16 protein-coding genes are annotated in these 19,908 nt (G+C 66.0%); 15 read left to right on the top strand and 1 reads right to left on the bottom strand.

Annotated elements, in window-relative coordinates; all coding sequences use genetic code 11:
- Positions 1-37: 37 nt before the first annotated feature.
- Complete coding sequence (locus tag VVD47_RS06570; RefSeq protein WP_327602600.1) at positions 38-1,432, bottom strand: undecaprenyl-phosphate glucose phosphotransferase; 1,395 nt, start codon at positions 1,430-1,432, stop codon at positions 38-40.
- Positions 1,433-2,474: 1,042 nt separating this feature from the next.
- Here VVD47_RS06570 and VVD47_RS06565 point away from each other — a divergent pair.
- The 15 genes from VVD47_RS06565 (at position 2,475) to VVD47_RS06495 (ending at position 19,896) form a co-directional block, all read left to right on the top strand.
- Positions 2,475-2,966: an FxDxF family PEP-CTERM protein gene (locus VVD47_RS06565; RefSeq protein ID WP_327602599.1), complete on the top strand. Its 492-nt coding sequence runs from the start codon at positions 2,475-2,477 to the stop codon at positions 2,964-2,966.
- Between the two features lie 98 nt (positions 2,967-3,064).
- Positions 3,065-3,982: an EpsD family peptidyl-prolyl cis-trans isomerase gene (locus tag VVD47_RS06560; RefSeq protein WP_327602598.1), complete on the top strand. Its 918-nt coding sequence runs from the start codon at positions 3,065-3,067 to the stop codon at positions 3,980-3,982.
- Positions 3,983-4,150: 168 nt separating this feature from the next.
- Positions 4,151-4,966 (top strand): polysaccharide export protein EpsE, encoded by an 816-nt coding sequence (epsE, locus tag VVD47_RS06555; RefSeq protein ID WP_327602597.1) that lies wholly within the window; start codon positions 4,151-4,153, stop codon positions 4,964-4,966.
- A 17-nt stretch (positions 4,967-4,983) separates the two neighbouring features.
- Positions 4,984-6,369 carry a chain length determinant protein EpsF gene (gene epsF / locus VVD47_RS06550; RefSeq protein WP_327602596.1) on the top strand — a complete coding sequence of 462 codons (1,386 nt, stop codon included), beginning with the start codon at positions 4,984-4,986 and terminating at the stop codon, positions 6,367-6,369.
- A 52-nt stretch (positions 6,370-6,421) separates the two neighbouring features.
- Complete coding sequence (gene epsG / locus VVD47_RS06545; protein WP_327602595.1) at positions 6,422-7,297, top strand: chain length determinant protein tyrosine kinase EpsG; 876 nt, start codon at positions 6,422-6,424, stop codon at positions 7,295-7,297.
- A gap of 4 nt (positions 7,298-7,301) precedes the next feature.
- Entirely contained in the window at positions 7,302-9,014 is a 1,713-nt protein-coding gene (xrtB, locus tag VVD47_RS06540) for an exosortase B (RefSeq protein ID WP_327602594.1), read from the top strand.
- A gap of 26 nt (positions 9,015-9,040) precedes the next feature.
- The gene (locus VVD47_RS06535; RefSeq protein WP_327602593.1) at positions 9,041-10,087 is read left to right on the top strand and encodes a hypothetical protein; all 1,047 of its coding nucleotides are present in this window, start codon (positions 9,041-9,043) and stop codon (positions 10,085-10,087) included.
- A gap of 89 nt (positions 10,088-10,176) precedes the next feature.
- A complete protein-coding gene (locus VVD47_RS06530; RefSeq protein ID WP_327602592.1) occupies positions 10,177-11,076 on the top strand; it encodes a glycosyltransferase family 2 protein in 900 nt (299 codons plus the stop codon).
- A 17-nt stretch (positions 11,077-11,093) separates the two neighbouring features.
- Positions 11,094-12,530: an O-antigen ligase family protein gene (locus VVD47_RS06525; protein ID WP_327602591.1), complete on the top strand. Its 1,437-nt coding sequence runs from the start codon at positions 11,094-11,096 to the stop codon at positions 12,528-12,530.
- Positions 12,527-13,627, top strand: coding sequence for an acyltransferase family protein (locus tag VVD47_RS06520; protein ID WP_327603195.1), 1,101 nt, complete (start codon positions 12,527-12,529; stop codon positions 13,625-13,627). Before VVD47_RS06525 ends, VVD47_RS06520 begins: the two co-directional genes overlap by 4 nt.
- A gap of 77 nt (positions 13,628-13,704) precedes the next feature.
- Positions 13,705-15,111, top strand: a complete 1,407-nt coding sequence (locus VVD47_RS06515) for an Atrophin-1 multi-domain protein (RefSeq protein WP_327602590.1) — start codon at positions 13,705-13,707, stop codon at positions 15,109-15,111.
- Positions 15,112-15,185: 74 nt separating this feature from the next.
- Positions 15,186-15,776 carry a serine O-acetyltransferase gene (locus VVD47_RS06510; protein WP_327602589.1) on the top strand — a complete coding sequence of 197 codons (591 nt, stop codon included), beginning with the start codon at positions 15,186-15,188 and terminating at the stop codon, positions 15,774-15,776.
- A 74-nt stretch (positions 15,777-15,850) separates the two neighbouring features.
- The gene (locus tag VVD47_RS06505) at positions 15,851-17,131 is read left to right on the top strand and encodes a glycosyltransferase family 4 protein (RefSeq protein ID WP_327602588.1); all 1,281 of its coding nucleotides are present in this window, start codon (positions 15,851-15,853) and stop codon (positions 17,129-17,131) included.
- Positions 17,128-18,327: a glycosyltransferase family 2 protein gene (locus tag VVD47_RS06500; protein WP_327602587.1), complete on the top strand. Its 1,200-nt coding sequence runs from the start codon at positions 17,128-17,130 to the stop codon at positions 18,325-18,327. Before VVD47_RS06505 ends, VVD47_RS06500 begins: the two co-directional genes overlap by 4 nt.
- 54 nt (positions 18,328-18,381) lie before the next feature.
- Entirely contained in the window at positions 18,382-19,896 is a 1,515-nt protein-coding gene (locus tag VVD47_RS06495) for a lipopolysaccharide biosynthesis protein (protein WP_327602586.1), read from the top strand.
- Positions 19,897-19,908 lie beyond the last annotated feature (12 nt).

Here is a 19,908-nt window from a genome sequence, read left to right as displayed (position 1 = left end):
TGTCGACGGCGCTGCACGCGTAGCGGAGCAAGGGCGCTCAGTAGGCGTGACGATCGTTGAACGCCACCAGCACGGTCTTCAGGATGATCCTGATGTCCAGGGCGAGCGACCAGTTGCGCAGGTACTCCAGGTCGAAGGCGATGCGCTCTTCCATCTTCTCGACCGTCTCGGTCTCGCCGCGCGCACCGTTCACCTGCGCCCAGCCGGTGATGCCCGGCTTCACCTTGTGACGCACCATGTAGCCCTTGATCAGCTTGCGGTACATCTCGTTGTGGGCCACCGCGTGGGGGCGCGGGCCCACGATGCTCATGCGTCCCTGCAGCACGTTCACGAACTGCGGCAGTTCGTCCAGCGAGGTCCGGCGGATGAACGCACCGAAGGGGGTGACGCGCTGGTCGCCCTTCTTGGCTTGCGTCACCACCGACCCGTCCTCGCAGACGCTCATGGAGCGGAACTTGTAGACGATGATCTCCTTGCCATCGAGGCCGTAGCGACGCTGCTTGAAGATCAGCGGGCCCGGCGAGGAGCGCTTCACGCCGATGGCGCAGGCTACCAGCACGGGCGAGATCATGGCCAGGATCAGCGCCGACAGCACGATGTCGGAACCACGCTTCAGCACGCCGTTGAAACCGGTGAACGGCGTCTCGCAGACGGCCACCACCGGCACGCCGTGGATAGTGTCCATGCGTCCCTGGATGAGGTCGGTCACGAAGATGTCCGGGACGAAGAAGATCGACGTCGTCGTGTCCTTCAGCCCGTCCAGCAATTTCAGGATTCGCGGCTGGCTCGCCATCGGCAATGCCAGATAGATGTGGTCGACGCGATGCAGCTTCACGTAGTCGGCCAGGTCGCTCAGGGAACCGAGCAGGGAGTTGGTGCCGATGCCGGGCAGGCGGTCACGCGTGCGGTCGTCGAAGAAGCCCAGCATGCGCACGCCCAGCATCGGATCCTGCGCGAAGCTCCCGGCTAGCCTGACGCCCGACTCGTTGCAGCCGACGATGATGGCGTGCTTCTGGTTGCCCTCCATCGCCAGGTAGCGGGGCAGCACGCGACGCATGGTGAGGTTGGCGCCGATCAGCGCCAGCGGCACCGCAACCATCCAGGTCACCACGACAGGCATCGGGTAGAAATCGATGTAGTCGCTGGCAAAACCGAATACCAGCAACAGTCCCGCAACCAGGCTCCAGTCCATCAGCGTGCCCACCACCATGCGGGTCGGTGACTCGCGCAGGTGGCGGCTGCCGGGGAAGGTCAGCAGGAAACACAGCAGGCCCAGCAGGATGTAAGCGGCATCCACCTCGGTGCCATGCACCGCAGCCGAGATGAACAACAAGCCGATCACGATCACCGGGTCCAGGAAGGACTCCACCAGGCTGGCCGTGGAGAAGCTGCTGCGGGAGATCAGGGGGCGTCTGTCGATTGTGCTCTGCATTTTCGTACCTGCTTCAGGATCTGCTTCGGCTGCATGTGCTGCGCTGCCACATTTCCAGAGTAGCAAAAAAGCGGAATGACTGGTGTCAGCGTACAGATATATATCGGCCTCAAAAAGTTCTATGCCTGGACGGTCGGTGTTTCGGTATCGGAGGAGCCTGTTAATCGTCAGGTTTCTGTAAGCCTTATATTCATAAATACAAACTATGTGCGCATAAAAAAACTCTGATCGCCAGCATTGGTGAGGGTTTCGGAACGGGTGCCACGTTTCACCACGCGCCTGCAGGGGTGTCGCCATTCGGCGACATATAAATAACCGCGGCCGTTCTGTTTGTTGTGAATGCCTTGAAGAATAAATGGATAGCGATTCCCGGAAGGTGTCGCCGAGCCACAACATATTATGTGTGCGTCGCAACAAGTGAATTACGGGATACCATACGGGCCCGGCACGAAGCGCGGACCGTTCGTCGGGATAGATGTGTTTGCCATGCACCTATAGCATTGATAGATATAGAAAAACTGTCCTGCTTGTGATGCCGGTGTGCTGTTTGTAGGATGGCGAGGACGAACTGTAGGAAAAAACCTACATAATCCGGCCCGGCTGTTGTGCAATGCTTGGTTAGAGAGTTGCGGCCCTGCCTCCAGAGACCGGAGGTTGCCCGGTGTCGAATGCCTCGCTGTGCTGATCGGGTCATCAAGCCCTGCCGGCGAGACAGTTCAGACGCCATCTGCCGGATTTTTCAGAAATGACAGATCCCGCATCATCAGATTGGTGCGAGGCAGCATGGTTTGGTGCAGACGGGCCGGCAGCGTGAGTACCTATTTGCTGAAGCACCGCTGTAACGCTTGCTCCGTATAAAAGACTGGACCAGGCGCCAAGTGCTTCATTCGTTTGCCTGATTGATGTTGCGACGCATCATTTTGCAGTTGGAGATCGTGCCGGATCGATAGTTGATAGTGCTTCGGCATGTTTCTTGCACAAAATCGAGCAGCGATTTGAATCGCGCCTCCCCCTTAATAACAAAGAGTTCAGGAGTACTGCCATGATTACCAAGAAATTCGCGAACAGGTTCTTTGCGGTTCTGGTTGCGGTCGGCCTCACCGCAGGCGCCAGTCTCAATGCACAGGCCGTGAGTTGGGGGCAGCACAACTCGTTTGAATCTGCCTCACTGGACGGCGGGCTGATGTCGGAGATCTACTCCTTCGAGCTGCTGTCCTCGTCCGACATCGTGTCCACGGCCTACAGCAACTTCCTGGGGCTGGGCATCGTGAGCCTGTTCTCGGGCGTGTTCGGTGACGGCGCCGCAGACGTGATGCGTGGCGGCTACCTGTTCAGCCAGGACACGGCCGGCAACAGCTACTCCTTTGCCTCGTTGGCCCCGGGCTCCTACTACTACTCGCTGCAGGGCTTCTCGCTTGGCGGCACCAACTTCACTTCGACCATCGCCGCGGCGGTGCCAGAGGCCGAGACCTACCTCATGTTCCTGGCTGGGCTGGGCATGATCGGTCTGGTGGTCAGGCGCCGTCTCTCGTGATCCTTTCTAGGCCCGAGCTGCCTGCATAGCTTTTTGCGGGCGCAGGTGCAGCGCACTTGTGCCCGTGTGCGGCGGTTCGGTGCCGTGGAGAAGCCGTCATGTCCCCTGATGTACCCAAGTGCCTGGCGCTCGTAGCGCTGGCAGCCTCCCTTGTTGCCTGCGGAAAGCAGGGAGCCGATGCGGTTCCCGCGTCGCAGGTGGCAGCCAAGGTCGATTCCCGCGAAATCTCCGTTCATCAACTCAACCACGTCCTGTCCCGGGCACCGGCCATGGGACCGGAACAGAAGAAGGTCGCGCTCTCCGGCGCGCTCGATCGCCTCATCGACCAGGAACTGCTGCTGGCGCAGGCGGTAGAAAAGAAACTGGATCGCGACCCGCGCGTGCTGCAGGCCCTGGAGGCCGCCCGTCGCGAGGTGCTGGTGCGCGCGTATGCCGAGCGCATCACGGGCCAGGTCGCCAGACCCGACACCGCCACCGTCCGCGAGTACTACGAGAGCCACCCCGACCTGTTCGAGCGCCGCAGGGTGTTCAACTTCAGCGAACTGCTCGTGCCCCAGCTGGATGGCAATTTCGCGGCGCTGGAGCAGAAGGTCGCGCATGCCCGGGATCTCGGCGAAGTCGCCAGCTGGTTGCGGGCCGAGCGGTTTGCCTTCACGGCCGCCAGCAACGTACGGCCGGCCGAGCAGATCCCGATGGAGGCCTTGCCGCGTTTCGTCGCGATGAAGGACGGCGAACTCATGGTCATGCCGGTGGGGCAGGGCGCCACCGTGGTGAGCATGAATGCGAGCTACAAGCAGCCACTTCCTTTCGATTCGGCGGCTGCCTACATCCAGCAGTTCCTCGTCAACCGCGCGAAGCTCGAGACGACGGAAGCGGAGCTGAAGCGCCTGCGTGAGCAGGCCAGGATCGAATACGTGGGCGAGTTCGCCAGGACAGCGCCGAGCCTGCGGCCCGCGACGCCAAGCGATGTGACGGCGCCTGTCGCGGTGGAAAAGGCGGCGCTCGGTTTGCGTTGAAAAGTGGCAACTGCGTTGGCAGTGCCTGTGGTGGCAGTAGTGGCGGTAGTGGCAGTAGTGGCAGTGGAACAAAGGCGTCGAGACGCCAGCGGTGACGGGTGCTTGATTGAAGGCGCCCGTCGCTGGAACGAATAACAGACAAGAGACAACGAGAGAGGACGAAGATCCATGACCCAGACGCTGTCGCGTGTGATCCTGACGCTCTGCCTGCTGTGCAGCGGCCTGATGCTGCCGGCGAAGGCGGCTGACGTCGCCGCCACGGACGAATACCGCCTGAGTGCCAGCGACGTCGTACGCATTACCGTGTTCCGCAACCCGGACCTGACGACCGAGGCCCGCGTCTCCGAGACGGGCGTCATCAGTTTCCCCTTGCTCGGCGCAGTGCAAGTCGGAGGCCTGTCGGTGCAGGAAGCCGAGGCGCATATCGGCAAGCTCCTGCGCGAAGGCAATCTTGTCCTGCAGCCGCAGGTGACCATCCTGCCGGTATCCATGCGCGGCAACCAGATCGCGGTGCTGGGGCAGGTCAACCGGCCGGGCCGCTATCCGATCGAGAAGGCCAGCACCCGTGTGTCGGACATGCTGGCAAACGCCGGCGGCGTGGCGACCACCGGCTCGGACGTGGTGACCCTCATCACCACCCGCAACGGCAAGCGCAGTTCCAAGCTCATCGACCTGCCCGTGATGTTCCAGCAGGGCGTCGAGGCGGACGAGGTGCTCAGTGGCGGCGACGTGATCTTCGTCGACCGCGCACCCGTCTTCTACATCTACGGCGAGGTCCAGCGCGCCGGAGCCTACCGGCTGGAGCGCGCCATGAGCGTCATGCAGGGCCTGGCCACCGGCGGCGGGATCTCTGCGCGGGGAACGCCTCGCGGCCTCGTCATCCACCGTCGCGGAGCGGGCAGCAAGGTGCAGGTGCTGACGCCGTCCCTCGACGATCCCTTGCAGGCAAACGACGTCATCTACGTCAAGGAAGCGCTGTTCTGAGCGGAGCGGACTGAAACATGAGCATCCAGCAGATCATTCAAATGTTGCGGGCCTGGCGATGGTTGATCATCGGCGTGGCCGCCATCGTCACCGTGACGGCGGCGCTGTACGCGCTGAGCCTGCCCAAGACCTACGTCGCCAGTTCCGCCGTGGTGGTGGACATCAAGGGTGCGGACCCGGTGTCCGGCACGGCGCTGTCGGCGCAGTTGCTGCCGGGCTACATCCCCACGCAGATCGACATCATCAACAGCGACCGCGTGGCGCTGAAGGTGGTGCAGGCCCTGAAGCTCGCGCAGTCTCCGGACATCCGCGAGCAATGGGACAAGGCGACCGGCAGCGAAGGCAGCATCGACATGTGGCTGGTGCAGATGCTCAAGAGCAAGCTGCGCGTGAGCCCCTCGCGGGAAAGCAGCGTCATCAGCATCGCATTCACCGCCAACGATCCGAAGTTCGCGGCTGCCGTGGCGAATGCCTTCGCGCAGGCCTACATCGACGTCAACCTCGAACTGAAGGTGGAGCCGGCCCGGCAGTACGCCGTGTGGTTCGACGAGCGCACCCGCACGCTGAAGACCAACCTGGAGGAAGCCCAGCAACGCCTGTCCGCCTTCCAGCGCGAGAACGGCATCGTGGCGACTGCCGACGAACGTCTCGACATCGAGAATGCGCGTCTCAACGAACTGTCCAGCCAGCTGAGCGCCGTGCAGGCGCAGCGCACCGATACCAGCTCGCGCCAGCGTGAAAGCGCTTCGCCGGACTCCTTGCCGGAAGTCGTCGGCAACAGCCTGGTGCAGAGCCTCAAGGCAGAAATGTCCCGCCTGGAAGCGGAGCGTGACCAGATCGCATCGCGTTACGGCGCCAACCACCCGGAGCGTCGTCGCAACGAGGCGGAACTCGCCGCCGTGCGTTCGCGCCTGGCGACCGAGACGCAACGCGTGGCGAGCTCCATCGGCGCGGCCAACCGGGTGAACCAGAGCCGCGAGGCCGAGGTGCGCGGCGCACTCGAGGCGCAGCGTCGTCGCGTGCTGCAACTGCGCGGCAAGCAGGACCAGATCGCCGTGCTCCAGCGCGACGTCGAGGCAGCCCAGAGGCTGTATGACGTCGTCACCCAACGGCTGGCGCAGAGCAACCTCGAAAGCCAGACGCAGCAGACCAACATCGTCGTGCTGACGCGTGCCGAACCGCCCACCTTCCCGGCGGCCCCCAATGTCGTGGCGAGCACCGGCATGGGCGGCATCATCGGCCTGCTGATCGGCATCGCGATGGCGCTGGTGCTGGAGCTGCGCAACCGTCGCGTGCGGTCGACGGAGGACCTGATCTCCGCGATCGGCGTGCCGGTGCTGACCGTATTGCAAGCAGCGCCGGTACCGCGCCGGCGTGCAGGCTGGCGACCCGCGCTGACCTGAGAACGACGCAACCACCGAATTTCTGGCATAGCGAGGCAGGTGTCCCATGCACATGAACCAACCCGGACTGGCGGCCGCCCCGGCCCACTCCAAGAACGACCGTTCGATCGGGGCCATCCTCGTCGATGCCGGCCGCCTTGCGCCCACCGACGCCGAGCGCATCCTGCGCTACCAGGAAGAGAAGGGCCTGCGCTTCGGCGAGGCCGGCCTCAAGCTGAAACTGCTCGACAAGTCCGACATCGACTACGCGATCTCGAACCAGTTCGACTACCCCTATCTCCAGCTCGATGACGACAGCCTGAACAGCACGCTGTCGGCCGCCTACATGCCTTTCACGCCGTTCGTGGAGCGCATGCGGGCGCTGCGCAGCCAGCTCCTGCTGCGCTGGCTCAATGGCGAGGCCACGCAGAAATGCATCGCCGTCACCAGTGCCGGACGCAGGGAGGGGCGCAGCTTCGTGGCGGCCAACCTCGCCATCGTGTTCTCGCAACTGGGCGAGCGCACCTTGCTGATCGACGCCGACCTGCGACAGCCCTGCCAGCATCGCCTGTTCAAGCTGGGCGAGGCGGCAGGCCTGTCCGGCATCCTCGCTGGCCGCTCCGGCAACGAGGTGGTGCAGCGCGTGCCCGGCCTGCGAGGCCTGTCGGTGCTGCCGGCCGGCACGGTTCCGCCCAATCCGCAGGAGCTGCTGTCGCGTCCGCAGTTCGTCCAGCTGCTGACCCGCGCGGCCAGCGCCTTCGACGTGGTGATCATCGACACCTCGGCAGCCGACAGCGGCGCCGACTCCGAGCTGGTCGCGGCGCGCGCACGCGCCGCATTGCTGGTCGCCCGCAAGGACCACACCTCCGTGGGAACGGCGCGTGCCCTGACCGAGGCCGTGGGGCAGTCCGGCGCGCGTGTCCTGGGTGCCGTGTTCAACGAGTACTGATGCCTTGTCGCCTGCCGCGCGCCCGCTCCTCGACCAGCTGGACCTGCTCGCACCGTGGCTGATCGTCCTGTTCGGCCTTGGCGTGCTGTACGTCCCCAGCTTCGTCGACCTGTCGCGCGGCATCTGGGCGACGGAAGAGCAGGCGCATGGCCCGATCGTCTTCGCGGTCTTCCTGTGGCTGCTCTGGCGAAAGCGAGACGCCTTGCTGCTTCCGCGTGACGTGTCGGCCCCCGCACGCGCGGGCGGCATTGCATTGCTGGTCATCGGCCTGCTGCTCTACGTGGTGGGGCGCTCGCAGGGCATCCCGACCTTCGAGGTCGGCTCGCTCATCTGGGTGTTAGCAGGCAGCATCCTGTTGCTGCGTGGCGGGGCTGCGTTGCAGGCGGTGTGGTTCCCCCTGTTCTTCGCCTGCTTCATGACGCCGATGCCGGCCATCGTGGTGGATACGCTCACCGCACCCATGAAGATGGCCGTGTCGGCCGTCAGCGAGCAGCTGTTGTACGCGCTGGGCTACCCGGTGGCGCGCAGCGGCGTGATGCTCCACGTCGGCCAGTACCAGTTGCTGGTGGCGGACGCCTGTGCCGGGCTCTACACGCTCTTCACGCTGGAGGCCCTGGGCCTGCTGTACCTCAACCTGGTGCGTCACGATGCGATGTGGCGCAACCTGCTGCTGGCCGCGTTGATCGTCCCTATCTCCTTCACGTCCAACGTCATCCGCGTCACCACGCTGGCGCTGATCACCTATTACCTCGGCGACGAAGCCGGCCAGGGTTTCCTGCACGGTTTCGCCGGCATCACCTTGTTCGCCACCGCCTTGCTTCTGATCTTCATGGTGGATGGCCTCATCGAACTGGCGGTACGCCGGGCGCGACGCAGCACCGCGCCGCAAGTGTCCAGGCGCGAGCGCCAGCCCACGGCGGAGGTGTCCACGGCGGCACGCCTGCTCGGGGCCGGTCGCCTGTGCATCAGGCCGGCGGTGGCAGTGGCGGGGTCGATGTTCGTCGGGGCGGCGGCGGCCAACCTGCTGTCTCCCGAGCTGACCAGCACCGCGCACCTGCCGGGCCTGGAGGCGGCGGTTCCGGCACGCCTGCCCGACTGGCGCATGGTGGCGTCCCCGTTGCAGCCGGCCAACCTGGTGGTGGCCGAGGGGCCTGCGGTGCGCAATGCGCTGGCGGCCCTCTACGACGAAATCCTCACCCGTACCTACGTCGGTGCGGACGGCCAGCAGGTGATGCTGGCGATTGCCTATGCGCGCCAGCAGCGCCAGGACGTGAAGATCCACCGTCCCGAAGTCTGCTACGCCGCACAGGGCTACGACGTGCAGCCGCCCGCCGTGGTCGGCCTCCCGGTGCTCGACGGCGGGCGCACGATTCCCGGCATGGAGTTCGCCGGGCGCGATCGCGACCGCTACGAGGCGGTCAGCTACTGGATCCGGATCGGCGAGTCCTATCCCCCCAACGGCTGGCGCATGCGTGAGCACATCCTGCGCGAAGGTCTGGCCGGTCGCATCCCGGACGGCGTGCTGGTGCGTGTGTCGTCCATCGTGGATGAGCCCGCGAAGCTGGACGCGGCCTATGCCACCCATCGCCGCTTCATGACCGACCTGTTGAAGGCGGTGCCGGCCGACACCCTCGCGGTGCTTGCGGGTGAAGTGGCCGCACCCGCATCGGCCGCCGCGATCGCGCGTGGCGATGCAGGGCAGGGGGCGCGTCGATGAACACCCGGTCCCTGGAAAACGATCTGATGACGACCCGCAGAGTCGCCTACGTTCCCTTCGAGGACGTCGGCAACGCCTACACCATGCGCATGCGCAAGCTGCTGTCGCAGCACGGCCAGGTGGCCCGCTTCGAGGGCGCCAAATCGGCCATCCTGCGGCTGGCCCGCTTCCAGTGGTGGCGCTACGACTCCATGGTGGTGAACTGGGCCGAGAACGAGATCATCGACAAGGCCAGCCGGCGGGTATCGCTGCGCAACGTGGCCAGGCTGTTCGCCAAGACGGCGGTGATGCGCCTGGTGACGCGCCGCATGATCTATGTCCGCCACAACAAGTATCCGCACAGCACGGCACATGGCGAGGAGCAGCGCGCGCAGCGCTGGATCGCCCGCTACGAGCGGATGTTCGACGTGGTGCTGAGCCACTCCGGTGCCGAGGTGGAAGAGGGCCTGCGCCAGTACTGCCCGCATCCGCTGTACGAGCGCATCGGCGAAGCCGGTGCGCCTGGCACGGTGGGTGAAGTGGGCGAGGTGAGTGAGGGGCCGTCGCCGGTGGCCGACCTGCCCGCCGAGTACTTCGTGGTGTTCGGCCGCATCCTGCCCTACAAGCGCATCGAGGAACTGGTGGATGCCTTCCCGGCCAACCGTCACCTCGTCGTCATCGGCCCCATCGGCGACGAAGCCTATGGCGCACGCCTGGCCGCGCGCCAGCGTGCCAACTTCAGCTTCCGTCCCGGCTACCTGTCGGAGCAGGACGCGCAGGCCATCGTCTCGCGCAGTGCCGGCGTGCTGATCTCGCATGCCGACGCCGACGTGGTGGTCAGTGGCACCTTCTTCTACTCGATGTCCCTGCTGGTCCCCGTGCTGGCCGTGGCCACGCCGTTCCTGGACTGGGTGGCGCCCCGCGTGGGGCCCGAGTTGCTGACCGTTGCGCGCGACGTGCAGGACCTGTGCGCGAAGCTGGCGCTGCACGAGCGCAAGCCGGTGCCGGCGGAAGCCGCCCGGCGCGTCGACGCGGAGTTCGGTGATCGTGCCGTGAGCAACGCCTTGCGCGCCGCCCTGGGAGACCGGGCATGAGCATGGTGCGCAGGGCCGACCGAACCAGCCCCACGAGTCAGACCCACGAGTCAGACCCACGAATCAGCCCCACAACTGCGAGGTCCGTCATGCCGAGCGTGAGCGTAGTCATTCCGTCCTACAACCGTGGCCATTGCGTCCGCGAGAGCATCGACAGCGTGCTCCAGCAGAGCTTCCAGGACTTCGAGATCATCGTCGTGGACGACGCCTCGAAGGACGACACGGCCCAGCAGGTCGCGGCGATCACCGATCCGCGCGTGCGCTACATCCGCCACGAGACCAACAAGGGCGGCGCGGCGGCGCGCAACACGGGCATCCAGGCGTCGACCGCCGAGTACATCGCCTTCCTGGACAGCGACGACAACTGGACGCCGGACAAGCTGGCGAAGCAGGTCGCGATGCTGGACGCGAAAGGGCCGGCCTACGGCTTCAACTACACCTGGTTCATCGGCCGCAATCCCGAGGGCAGGGAAGTGTGGCGACGCAACGACACGGTCGACGGCCTCGCCGTGCCGGAGCTGCTGCGCCACAACTGCGTCGGTACCTTCTCCAGCGTGCTGGCCCGCCGGTCGGCGCTGCTGCAGGTCGGCGGCCTCGACGACAAGATGCGCAGCTGCCAGGACTGGGACCTGTTCGTGCGGCTCAACGCGGCGACCGCGGTCTGCTGCGTGCCGGAATACCTCGTCTACTACCTGCAGGACGGCGGCGACAAGCATCGCATCTCGGCCAACCCCACCTCGATCATCCTTGGCCATCGCCGCATGCTGGGCAAGCTGCGCGAGCGTCTTCCCGGCATGCCGGCCGAGCAGCAGGCGCTCACGCTCAAGCAGTTCACCGGCATCTTCGTGATCGCCGGGTCGGGTTCGGACGTCATCAAGTCCGGCCTGGAAGTCCTGGGCAAGCAGTTCTCCGCGCGTAACTTCCTGTGGTTCACCGCCAGCCTGCTGCGCGTCACCAAGCGCAAGCTCAGCGGCAATCTGGGCTATTGAGGCAGGACGCGTCACCCATGTTCGCCACTGCCCGTCGAAGCACCTTCATCACCCAGCCACTGCTGTTGGCAGGCGGGCTGCTGGTGTGCGTGCTCGCGGGTATCCTCGCCGTGAAATACGTGGCGGTGGCCGGCGTCAACCCGATGAAGCTCGCGGCCCTGCCGCTGGGCCTGTTGCTGGCGATGGCACTCGTCCTCGACAAGGAGAAGCTGTTCATCGCCATCCTGCTGCTGCGCGCCGGTGGCGACGTGGTGCTGTCGGTCTCCAAGTTCGATCTCGGCGGCTACGCCATCGGCATCGGCGGGCTGATCAACCTGATGGTGCTGCTCATCGGCGCGATGTTCCTCGTCCGCGAGCCACGGGCGCTGCCACGCAACGTCCTGTGGCCCTGGGCGGTGTTCTTCGGGATGCTGGTGGTCGGCGTCGTGCGCGCCCCCATGATGGGCGACGCCATCCGCATCTCGTTGTCGCTGATGTCCTATGCGGCGGTGTTCATGATCGCGCACTACATGGTGGCGCACGGCCGTGATTTCCGGTTCTGCGTGCGCGTGGTGATGTGGTCGGCCGTGATCCCCGTGCTGGGCGGCTTGTGGAGCCTTGCCACCGGACGCTCCGGCGATCCGTCGGAGTTCCGCCTGGCGGGCCTGTTCGCGCACCCGAACATCTTCGCGTTCTACCTTGTGCTGGTCATCGCGCTCGCGCTGTACGTCATGAAGCAGCCGGACACCCGCAGCCGGGGCTGGCTGGGCATGTTCATGCTGTTGCTGCTGGGCCTGCTGGTGATGACCAAGACGCGCAGCGCGTGGATTTCCTGCGCGGCGGTGTTCGGCGTCTACGCCGTGCTCTTCGAGCGGCGTTACCTGATCTATCTCGCCATGGCGCCCGTGGTCGCGCTGATGCTGCCCGAGGTACGCGAGCGCGTGCTCGACCTGGGGAGCGGCAACGAGTACTACACCTACGCCAAGCTCAATTCCTTCGCCTGGCGCCAGCTCATATGGGAATCCGGCCTCAACTGGATGCAGCCGTCCCAGTACGCGCTGGGCTACGGGCTGGAGTCCTTCGTCTTCTACTCGGTCAAGTTCTTCCCGCTCGCCGGCGGCAAGGCCTACGGGGCGCACAACATCTACGTGCAGATCTTCTTCGACCTCGGCGTGGTCGGCCTGGGCGCCTTCCTCCTGATCTTCCTGAGCATGCTGCGCGAGCTCTATGCGGCGCGCCACGTCGACAAGCTGGGCTCGGCCATCGTGATCCTGCTGGTGATCGCGTACCTGGTCGCCGGCTTCTCCGACAACATGCTGGGCTACCTCGTCTTCAACTGGTACTTCTGGTTCATCTGCGGTGCGGCCTGCGCCACCTGGCGCGGGATGCGCCAGCAGCGCGAGCGGCAGGCGGTGCAGAGCGTACCGGGAGAGGACCCGTTCGCGACGACAAGCAGGGAGAGGGCGTGGCGATGATGCGTCACCTCGGGCCCGATTCTTCCGACACCGCGGGGGCTGGCGCGTTTGCTGCGCAGGTCGTCACGGGGGATGCCACGGCCGTCGCCGACGCGCCGGTGGCGGCCGCATCGCGGACGGCACGGAAGGACGTGCATTTCCCCGCCCTGGACGGCTGGCGCGGCCTCAGCATCCTGGCGGTGCTGGCGGCCCACCTGCTGCCGCTGGGGCCGTCATGGCTGAAGCTGAACTATGCCGCCGGCGTGTTCGGCATGGCGCTGTTCTTCATCCTGTCGGGCTTCCTCATCACGCATTTCCTGCTGGAGCGTCCCGGCCTCGGCGACTTCCTGATCCGCCGCAGCTTCCGCATCGTGCCGCTGGCATGGCTATGTATGGCCGTAGCCTTCGCCATGGAACCGGCCTCGTTCGATGTGGTGCTGTCGCACTTCCTGTTCTACGCCAACCTGCCGCCGCAGACGCTGACGCCCATCACCGGGCACCTGTGGAGCCTGTGCGTCGAAATGCAGTTCTACATCGGCGTGGCTGCCCTGGTGGCGCTGTTCGACCGCCGTGGCCTGATGCTCCTGCCGGCGCTGTGCCTGGCCCACACGGGCTGGCGGGTGATGGACGGCGTCTACGCGTCGAGCATCACCTACTACCGCGTGGACGAGATCTTCGCCGGCTGCACGCTGGCGCTGGCCCTGCATGGCGAACTCGGTGACCGCCTGAAGCGCGTGCTGGGCTGGTTCAACCCCGCGCTGCTGCTGGTCCTGCTGGTGATTGCCTGCATGCAGCAGACCGGCCCGCTGAACTACCTGCGCCCGTACCTCGCGGCTCTGCTGGTCGGCGCCACCATCGTGCGGCCGCAAGGCGTGCTCAACGACCTGTTGCGCCATCGCTGGCTGGTGTACCTCGCCAGCGTTTCCTACGCGCTCTACGTGATCCATCCGCTGCTCGAGCACACCTGGCTCGGCAGCGGTGACGTGTATGAAAAATACATGAAGCGTCCTTTGCTCTTTCTTGTTCTTTTTGGTTTGGCACATCTGTCGACTTTCCATTTCGAGCGTCCATGCACGTCGCTGGGCAAGCGCATCGTCCGCAGGCTTTCCGGCGCATGACGATGGGGCTACGGACCTTGCGTCCGGACCGCATCGCCACGCGTCGCGCGGACATCAACCGAAAAGGAGGTAACGCCATGAACACCAGGCTGAAACGACCGGCCACCGCATTGAGGGGCCTGCTGGGTGCAGGTGCCTTGCTGGTGGCGGGCACCTGCATCGCGCAGTGGGGTACGTATGAAAAGCCGTTTGCTGTCGATTCGCTCTGGAACAGCCGCCCGGTGAATCCCGTGCTGGGCGAATTCCAGATCCCGCCGTCCCAGTACTCTCCGGCCGTGTCGGAGGGTGCGTACTCGACCGGCGCCTTCCTGGCACGGGAGAGCGACAAGCCCATGACCATCATCGGCCATCCGGGCAAGACCGGCGTATGGGACCCGGACGCCGAGGCGCGTCGCGATATCACCATTCCGCGCTGGCCGGCGGACACCGTGCCGGCGACCGGCAGCGACGGGCATGCCGACATCGTCGATCCGATCGCTGGCGTGATCCATTCCCTCTACCAGCTGAAGCTCATCGACGGGAAGTGGCGGGCCAGCCAGTACGCCTGGACGCGTCTCAACGGGCGTGGCTGGGGAGACCCGGCGCATTACTACCAGGGCGCGCGGGCAGCGGCGGTGCCGTCGATTGCCGGCATCATCCGCAAGCACGAGGTGAATGACGGCGACACCATGTACCGCCATGCGCTGGCAATGTCGCTCACCTTCAACGGCCTGTCGGCCAAGCCGACCTACCTCTTTCCGGCGACCTCCGCGGACTCCAACGCGGCCACCACCAATACCGGGCAGGTGCCGGAGGGCGCCCTGCTCATGCTGCCGGCATCCTTCAACACGGCGGCCCTGCGCGAGCCGGCCTTGCGCAAGGTGGCCGAGACGCTGAAGACCTATGGCGGCTACGTGGTGGACCGCAACCACGGCACGCCCTTCGTCATCTACGTGGAGAACGGTTCCGGCTACGGGCTCCACAAGGGCGGCTGGAATGCCGCGGCAGGGGCCGACCTGGAGGACATCCGCAAGGCCTTGCGACAGGTCGTGTCGGCCGCAGGCTGGGTGGACGCCCAGGGGCGCAGTTTCACCCCCACTCGCAACCTCAACCTGTTGTCGATGCGTGGCACGTGGACACGGCGCGAGGGACAGCCGGTCGGCGTGTTCGACACCTGGAAGCAGGCTGTCGTCTTCACCCCCGGCACGACCAAGGTGGTGCAGACCAACTGGAGCGGCCGGGCGGCCAATCCCGTTGCCTGGGCGATGCCTGTGAAAGGGCGCCAGTACCGGCTGACCGCCAGCACCACCGGCGGCGCGCAACTGCGCGTGCAGATCGTGGACAAGGCCACCAGCAAGTTCAGCTACGACAGCGGTGACATGGCCAACGGCGCGACGACCACATTCGAATGGCCGCTGGAGTCCAACTACTCCGTCGTCACGACGGCAACCAACCCTGCCGGGGCAGAGGGAACGGTGGGTGGCACGCTGGTGGCAGTCGACTGACCGGCATCCGGCAGCGCGCCCCGTCAGAGCAGGAACAACAAGAAGAAAACGAGAGAGAAGGAAGAGAGAGCACGATGTACGCACATGACGAGAACGACCTTGACTGGCAGGCCGACGTGGCACGCTGCGGCGTGTCGCGTCCCCTGCTCAAGGAGCAGTCGATGTGGGCAATCCGCGTCTATCGCTTCGGCCGCCAGGTCGACCGCCGACCGGCCGGTGCGATGCGCACACTCCTGACCCGCGTGTATTGGCTGCTGTTCCGCCTTACCGAGACGCTGACCGGCATCAGCCTGCCGAAGGACGCGGTCATCGGGCCGGGCCTGCGGATCTGGCACTTCGGCAACGTCTTCGTCCATCCCGACGCCATCATCGGTGCCAACTGCACGCTGCGCCAGGGCGTGACCATCGGCAACCGGGAGGAAGGCGGCGAGGTGCCGGTGATCGGCAACAACGTCGACTTCGGTGCCTATGCCCAGGTGCTGGGCGGCATCCGCATCGGCAACGACGCACGCATCGGCGCCATGTCGGTGGTGCTGACCGACGTACCGCCCGGCGCCACCGCCGTCGGTGTACCGGCACGGATCATCCCGGCCCGGCCGCGCGTGGTGGCCAGCACGGTCATCGGTGACGACGACCGGATGATCGACGAGGGAGTGGGGACGTGATGGCTGACGCAAGGGTGAGCAATCCGGAGATGAAGGCCGCGGAAATGAAAGCCAAGCAAATGAAAGCCTCGGAAATGAAAGTCGCCTACCTGGTCAACCAGTATCCGAAGGTGAGCCACAGCTTCATCCGGCGCGAGATCCTCGCGCTGGAACGGCAAGGCCTGCAGATCGAGCGCTTCGCGGTCCGTGGCTGGGACGGCGACTTGGTCGATCCCGAGGACGTCGCCGAGCGCAGCCGCACCCGCTACGTGCTGCAGGGTGGCGCAGTGGGCTTGCTGTCGGCCCTGGCCGGCAGCTTCATGCGCTCACCTTCGCGATTCCTGTCGGCGTTTCGCCTCGCCTTGCAGATGAGCCGGCGCGCGGACCGGCCGCTCCCCCTGCACATGATCTATCTCGCCGAGGCCTGCTGCCTGGCGCAGTGGCTGCGGCAGTCCGGCGCGCAGCACCTGCACGCGCACTTCGGCACCAACTCGGCCGAGGTGGCGATGCTGGCATCGCTGCTGGCCGACGTGCCGTACAGCTTCACCGTGCATGGCCCCGAGGAATTCGACAAGCCGGCCTTCATCGGCATCGGCGAGAAGATCCGCCGCGCGGCCTTCGTGGTGGCCATCACCTCGTTCTGCCGCAGCCAGCTTTTCCGCTGGGTGGAGGCTGCGCACTGGGGCAAGATCAAGGAGGTGCATTGCGGCCTGGAAGAAGCCTTCCACGACGTGACGCCCGTGCCGGTCCCGGTCGCGCCGAGGCTGGTGTGCATCGGCCGCCTTTGCGAACAGAAGGGGCAGTTGCTGCTGGTGGAGGCGGTGGGCCGCCTGCGTCGCATGGGCGTGCGGGTCGACCTGGTGCTGGCCGGCGACGGCGAGATGCGTCAGGTCATCGAGCAACGCATCGCCGAACTCGACCTGAAGGATTCCATCCGCATCACCGGCTGGATCAGCAGCGCGCAGGTGCGCGACGAGATCCTCGCGGCGCGGGCGATGGTCCTGCCCAGCTTCGCCGAGGGCCTGCCGGTGGTGATCATGGAAGCCATGGCGCTGCGCCGGCCCGTCATCACCACCTACATCGCCGGCATTCCGGAACTGGTGCTGCATGAAGAGACGGGCTGGCTGGTGCCGGCGGGCGGCATCGACGAGCTGGTGTCGGCGATGGCGGACTGCCTGGGGTCGTCCTCGGGCGAACTGGAGCGGATGGGCATCGCCGCGCGTGCCCGCGTGCTGGCGCGCCACGACATCGAGCAGGAGGCCGGGCGTCTGGCTGCCTACTTCCGCGATCCGCAGCAGACCCTGGCCGTCGCGCCGGTAGCGGATGGCCATGCGGCAGCGCCCCTGCGCAACGTGCCGCTGGTGGAGGCCGCATGATCGCCACCGCCATCGAACTGTTGCTCGCATTGGCATGGGTGGTGCTCGCGGTGCCGCTGCTGGTGCTTGCGGTGCAGGTGTTCGCCGCACTGGGTGCGCGGCGTGGCCGCGCCCGCGCCGACGGCGCGCGTCCGCGCGTCGCCGTGCTGATGCCGGCCCACAACGAATCGACAGGCCTGCTGCAACCCGTCTCCACCGTGCTGGCACAGTTGCGGGATGGCGACCGCCTGCTGGTGGTGGCGGACAACTGCAGCGACGACACCGCCGAGGTGGCACGCGCTGCCGGTGCGGAAGTCATCGTGCGGCAGGACGCGACACTGCGGGGCAAGGGCTACGCGCTGGACTTCGGCGTGAAGCACCTGGCGCAGGATGCGCCCGGGGTGTTGGTCATCGTCGATGCGGATTGCGAGCTGACGCCGCATGCGCTCGACCGCATCGTCGGCGACGCGTCCGCGACCGGCCGGCCGGTGCAGGCGCTGTACCTGATGCGCACGCCTCCGGGCCGCGAGGGGCGTGGCTCCATCGCCGAGTTCGCCTGGGTGGTGAAAAACCTGGTGCGTCCCCTCGGCTTCCACCGGCTCGGCCTGCCGTGCCAGTTGATGGGCACCGGCATGGCCTTCCCGTGGCAGGCCATCCAGCGCACCAGTCTGGCCAGCGGTCACATCGTCGAGGACATGCAGATGGGCATCGACCTTGCACGCGCCGGCACGCCGCCGCTGTTCTGCCCCGATGCGCTGGTGACCAGCACTTTCCCGGCCAACGAGGAAGGCACCCGCAGCCAGCGTACCCGCTGGGAGCACGGCCACCTCGGCGTCATCGTCGGCCAGGTGCCGAAGCTGCTGGCCGAAGGCATGGTGAAGCCGGGCCGCGGACTGCTGTCGCTCGCGCTGGACCTCAGCGTGCCGCCGCTCGCGTTGATGGCGATGCTGGTTGCCGGCCTGTCGCTGCTGAGCGTGGTGGCCGCCGCCGCAGGTGTCGCGCTGTGGCCGTTGTGGGTTGCCGTGCTGGCGACGGGACTGTTCGGTCTCGCCATCGTGCTGTCCTGGCACCGCTTTGGCCGCGAGGCGATTTCCGCCAGCGGCCTGTTGCGCGCTGTCGGCTACACGCTGGGAAAAATCCCGCTGTACTTCCGTTTCCTGTCGAGCCGGCAGGTGGAATGGGTGCGTTCCAAGCGGGACGCGGCCGAAACGAAATGATCGTCTGGAATCGATGAGGGGTGACGCGTGGAAGGCGTGCTGGAAAAGGGCGTCATGAACGAACCTGACGGCGGGTCCGACCAGCCCCGGCGGGGCATGGGTGGCATCGCCCTGCGTGGCGCAGCTGTAACCATGGGCGGTCAGGTTCTCAAGATCGTCCTGCAGTTCGGTGGATTGATCATCGTGGCCAGGCTGTTGTCGCCAACCGACTATGGCCTGATGGCGATGGTGATGGCCATCGTCGGCGTGGGGGAGGTGCTGCGGGAGTTCGGCCTGTCGTCGGCATCGGTGCAGGCGAAAACCGTCACGCAGCAGCAGCGCAGCAACCTCTTCTGGATGAACGCGGGAATAGGGCTGTTGCTGACGGTGCTCGTACTGATGGGGGCACCGTGGATTGCCCGCTGGTACGACACGCCGGCGCTCCTGGGCGTGGCCCAGGCCGTGTCAGCCACCTTCCTGATCAACGGGCTGGCGACGCAGTATCGCGCGCAGCTCAATCGCGAGATGCGTTTCGGCGCGATGGCCGCCATCGAAGTCAGCGGCCAGGCCGTGGGCCTGGCGCTGGGCATTGCGCTTGCACTGGACGGGCAAGGCTACTGGGCACTGGTTGCACAGCAGCTTGGGCAGGCTGCCGTCATGCTCGCATTGCTCGTCGCAATCGGGCGCTGGCTGCCGGGCCTGCCCCGCCGGTGCGAAGGCATGGGTGCTTTCATCGGATACGGTGGCAACCTGATGCTCGCCCAGCTCATCGGCTACTTCAGCCGCAATGTGGATGCCGTGGTGATCGGCCAGCGTTTCGGCGCGGAGGCGTTGGGCCACTACAACCGCGCATTCCAGTTCGTCATGTCGCCGCTGACGCAGATCAACGGCCCTGCCGGCACGGTAGCCCTGCCGGTGCTGTCGCGCCTGCGCGAGGACGCGGGTCGTTACCGTGAGTTCCTCCTGTACGGCCAGTCTGCGTTGCTTCACGCGCTGTTTGCCGGGTTGGCCTTCGTGTGTGCCCAAGCCGATTTACTGGTGACGGGGGTACTGGGTGCCAAGTGGGCACCGATGGTGCCCTTCTTCCAGATCCTTGCCATCGGCGGGATGTTCCAGGCAGCCAGCTATGCGAGCTACTGGGCCTTCCTGTCGCTGGGCCTCACCCAGTCGAACCTGCGTTTTGCACTGGTCAGCCGGCCGGTGTTCATCGTTTGCATCCTGGCCGGTGCATGGTGGGGTGTGCTCGGCGTAGCGATAGGACACACGCTCGGGCTGGCCCTCAACTGGCTGGGTGCGTTGTGGTGGTTGCGGCGCAGCGAGGCGCCGGTGAGAAAGATGCTGGGTAACGCATCCCTGCTGCTGGCGGCCTACGGCGTTTGCGCGGCTGTCTCCTTCCTGGCCCCCCGCCTGTTGCACCTGTCGGGTTGGGCCGGGGCAGGTGCGGGGGCGGCAGCCATGCTGGTGGCTTTCGGCTTGCTGTGCCTGATCCTCCCGCCGTTCCGCAGATCCGTCATGTCGCTGGGCCGCCTGCGCGCTCTGGCCAGATCGTCACGAACACTCCCCGCCTCAAACGGCACCCCTAACAAATAGAACGAGAGAAAA

Source organism: Uliginosibacterium sp. H1 (assembly GCF_036017065.1).
GTDB lineage: Bacteria > Pseudomonadota > Gammaproteobacteria > Burkholderiales > Rhodocyclaceae > Uliginosibacterium.
The sequence above is the reverse complement of the archived record's forward strand: the minus strand, read 5'-3'. Positions and strand labels throughout refer to the sequence as shown.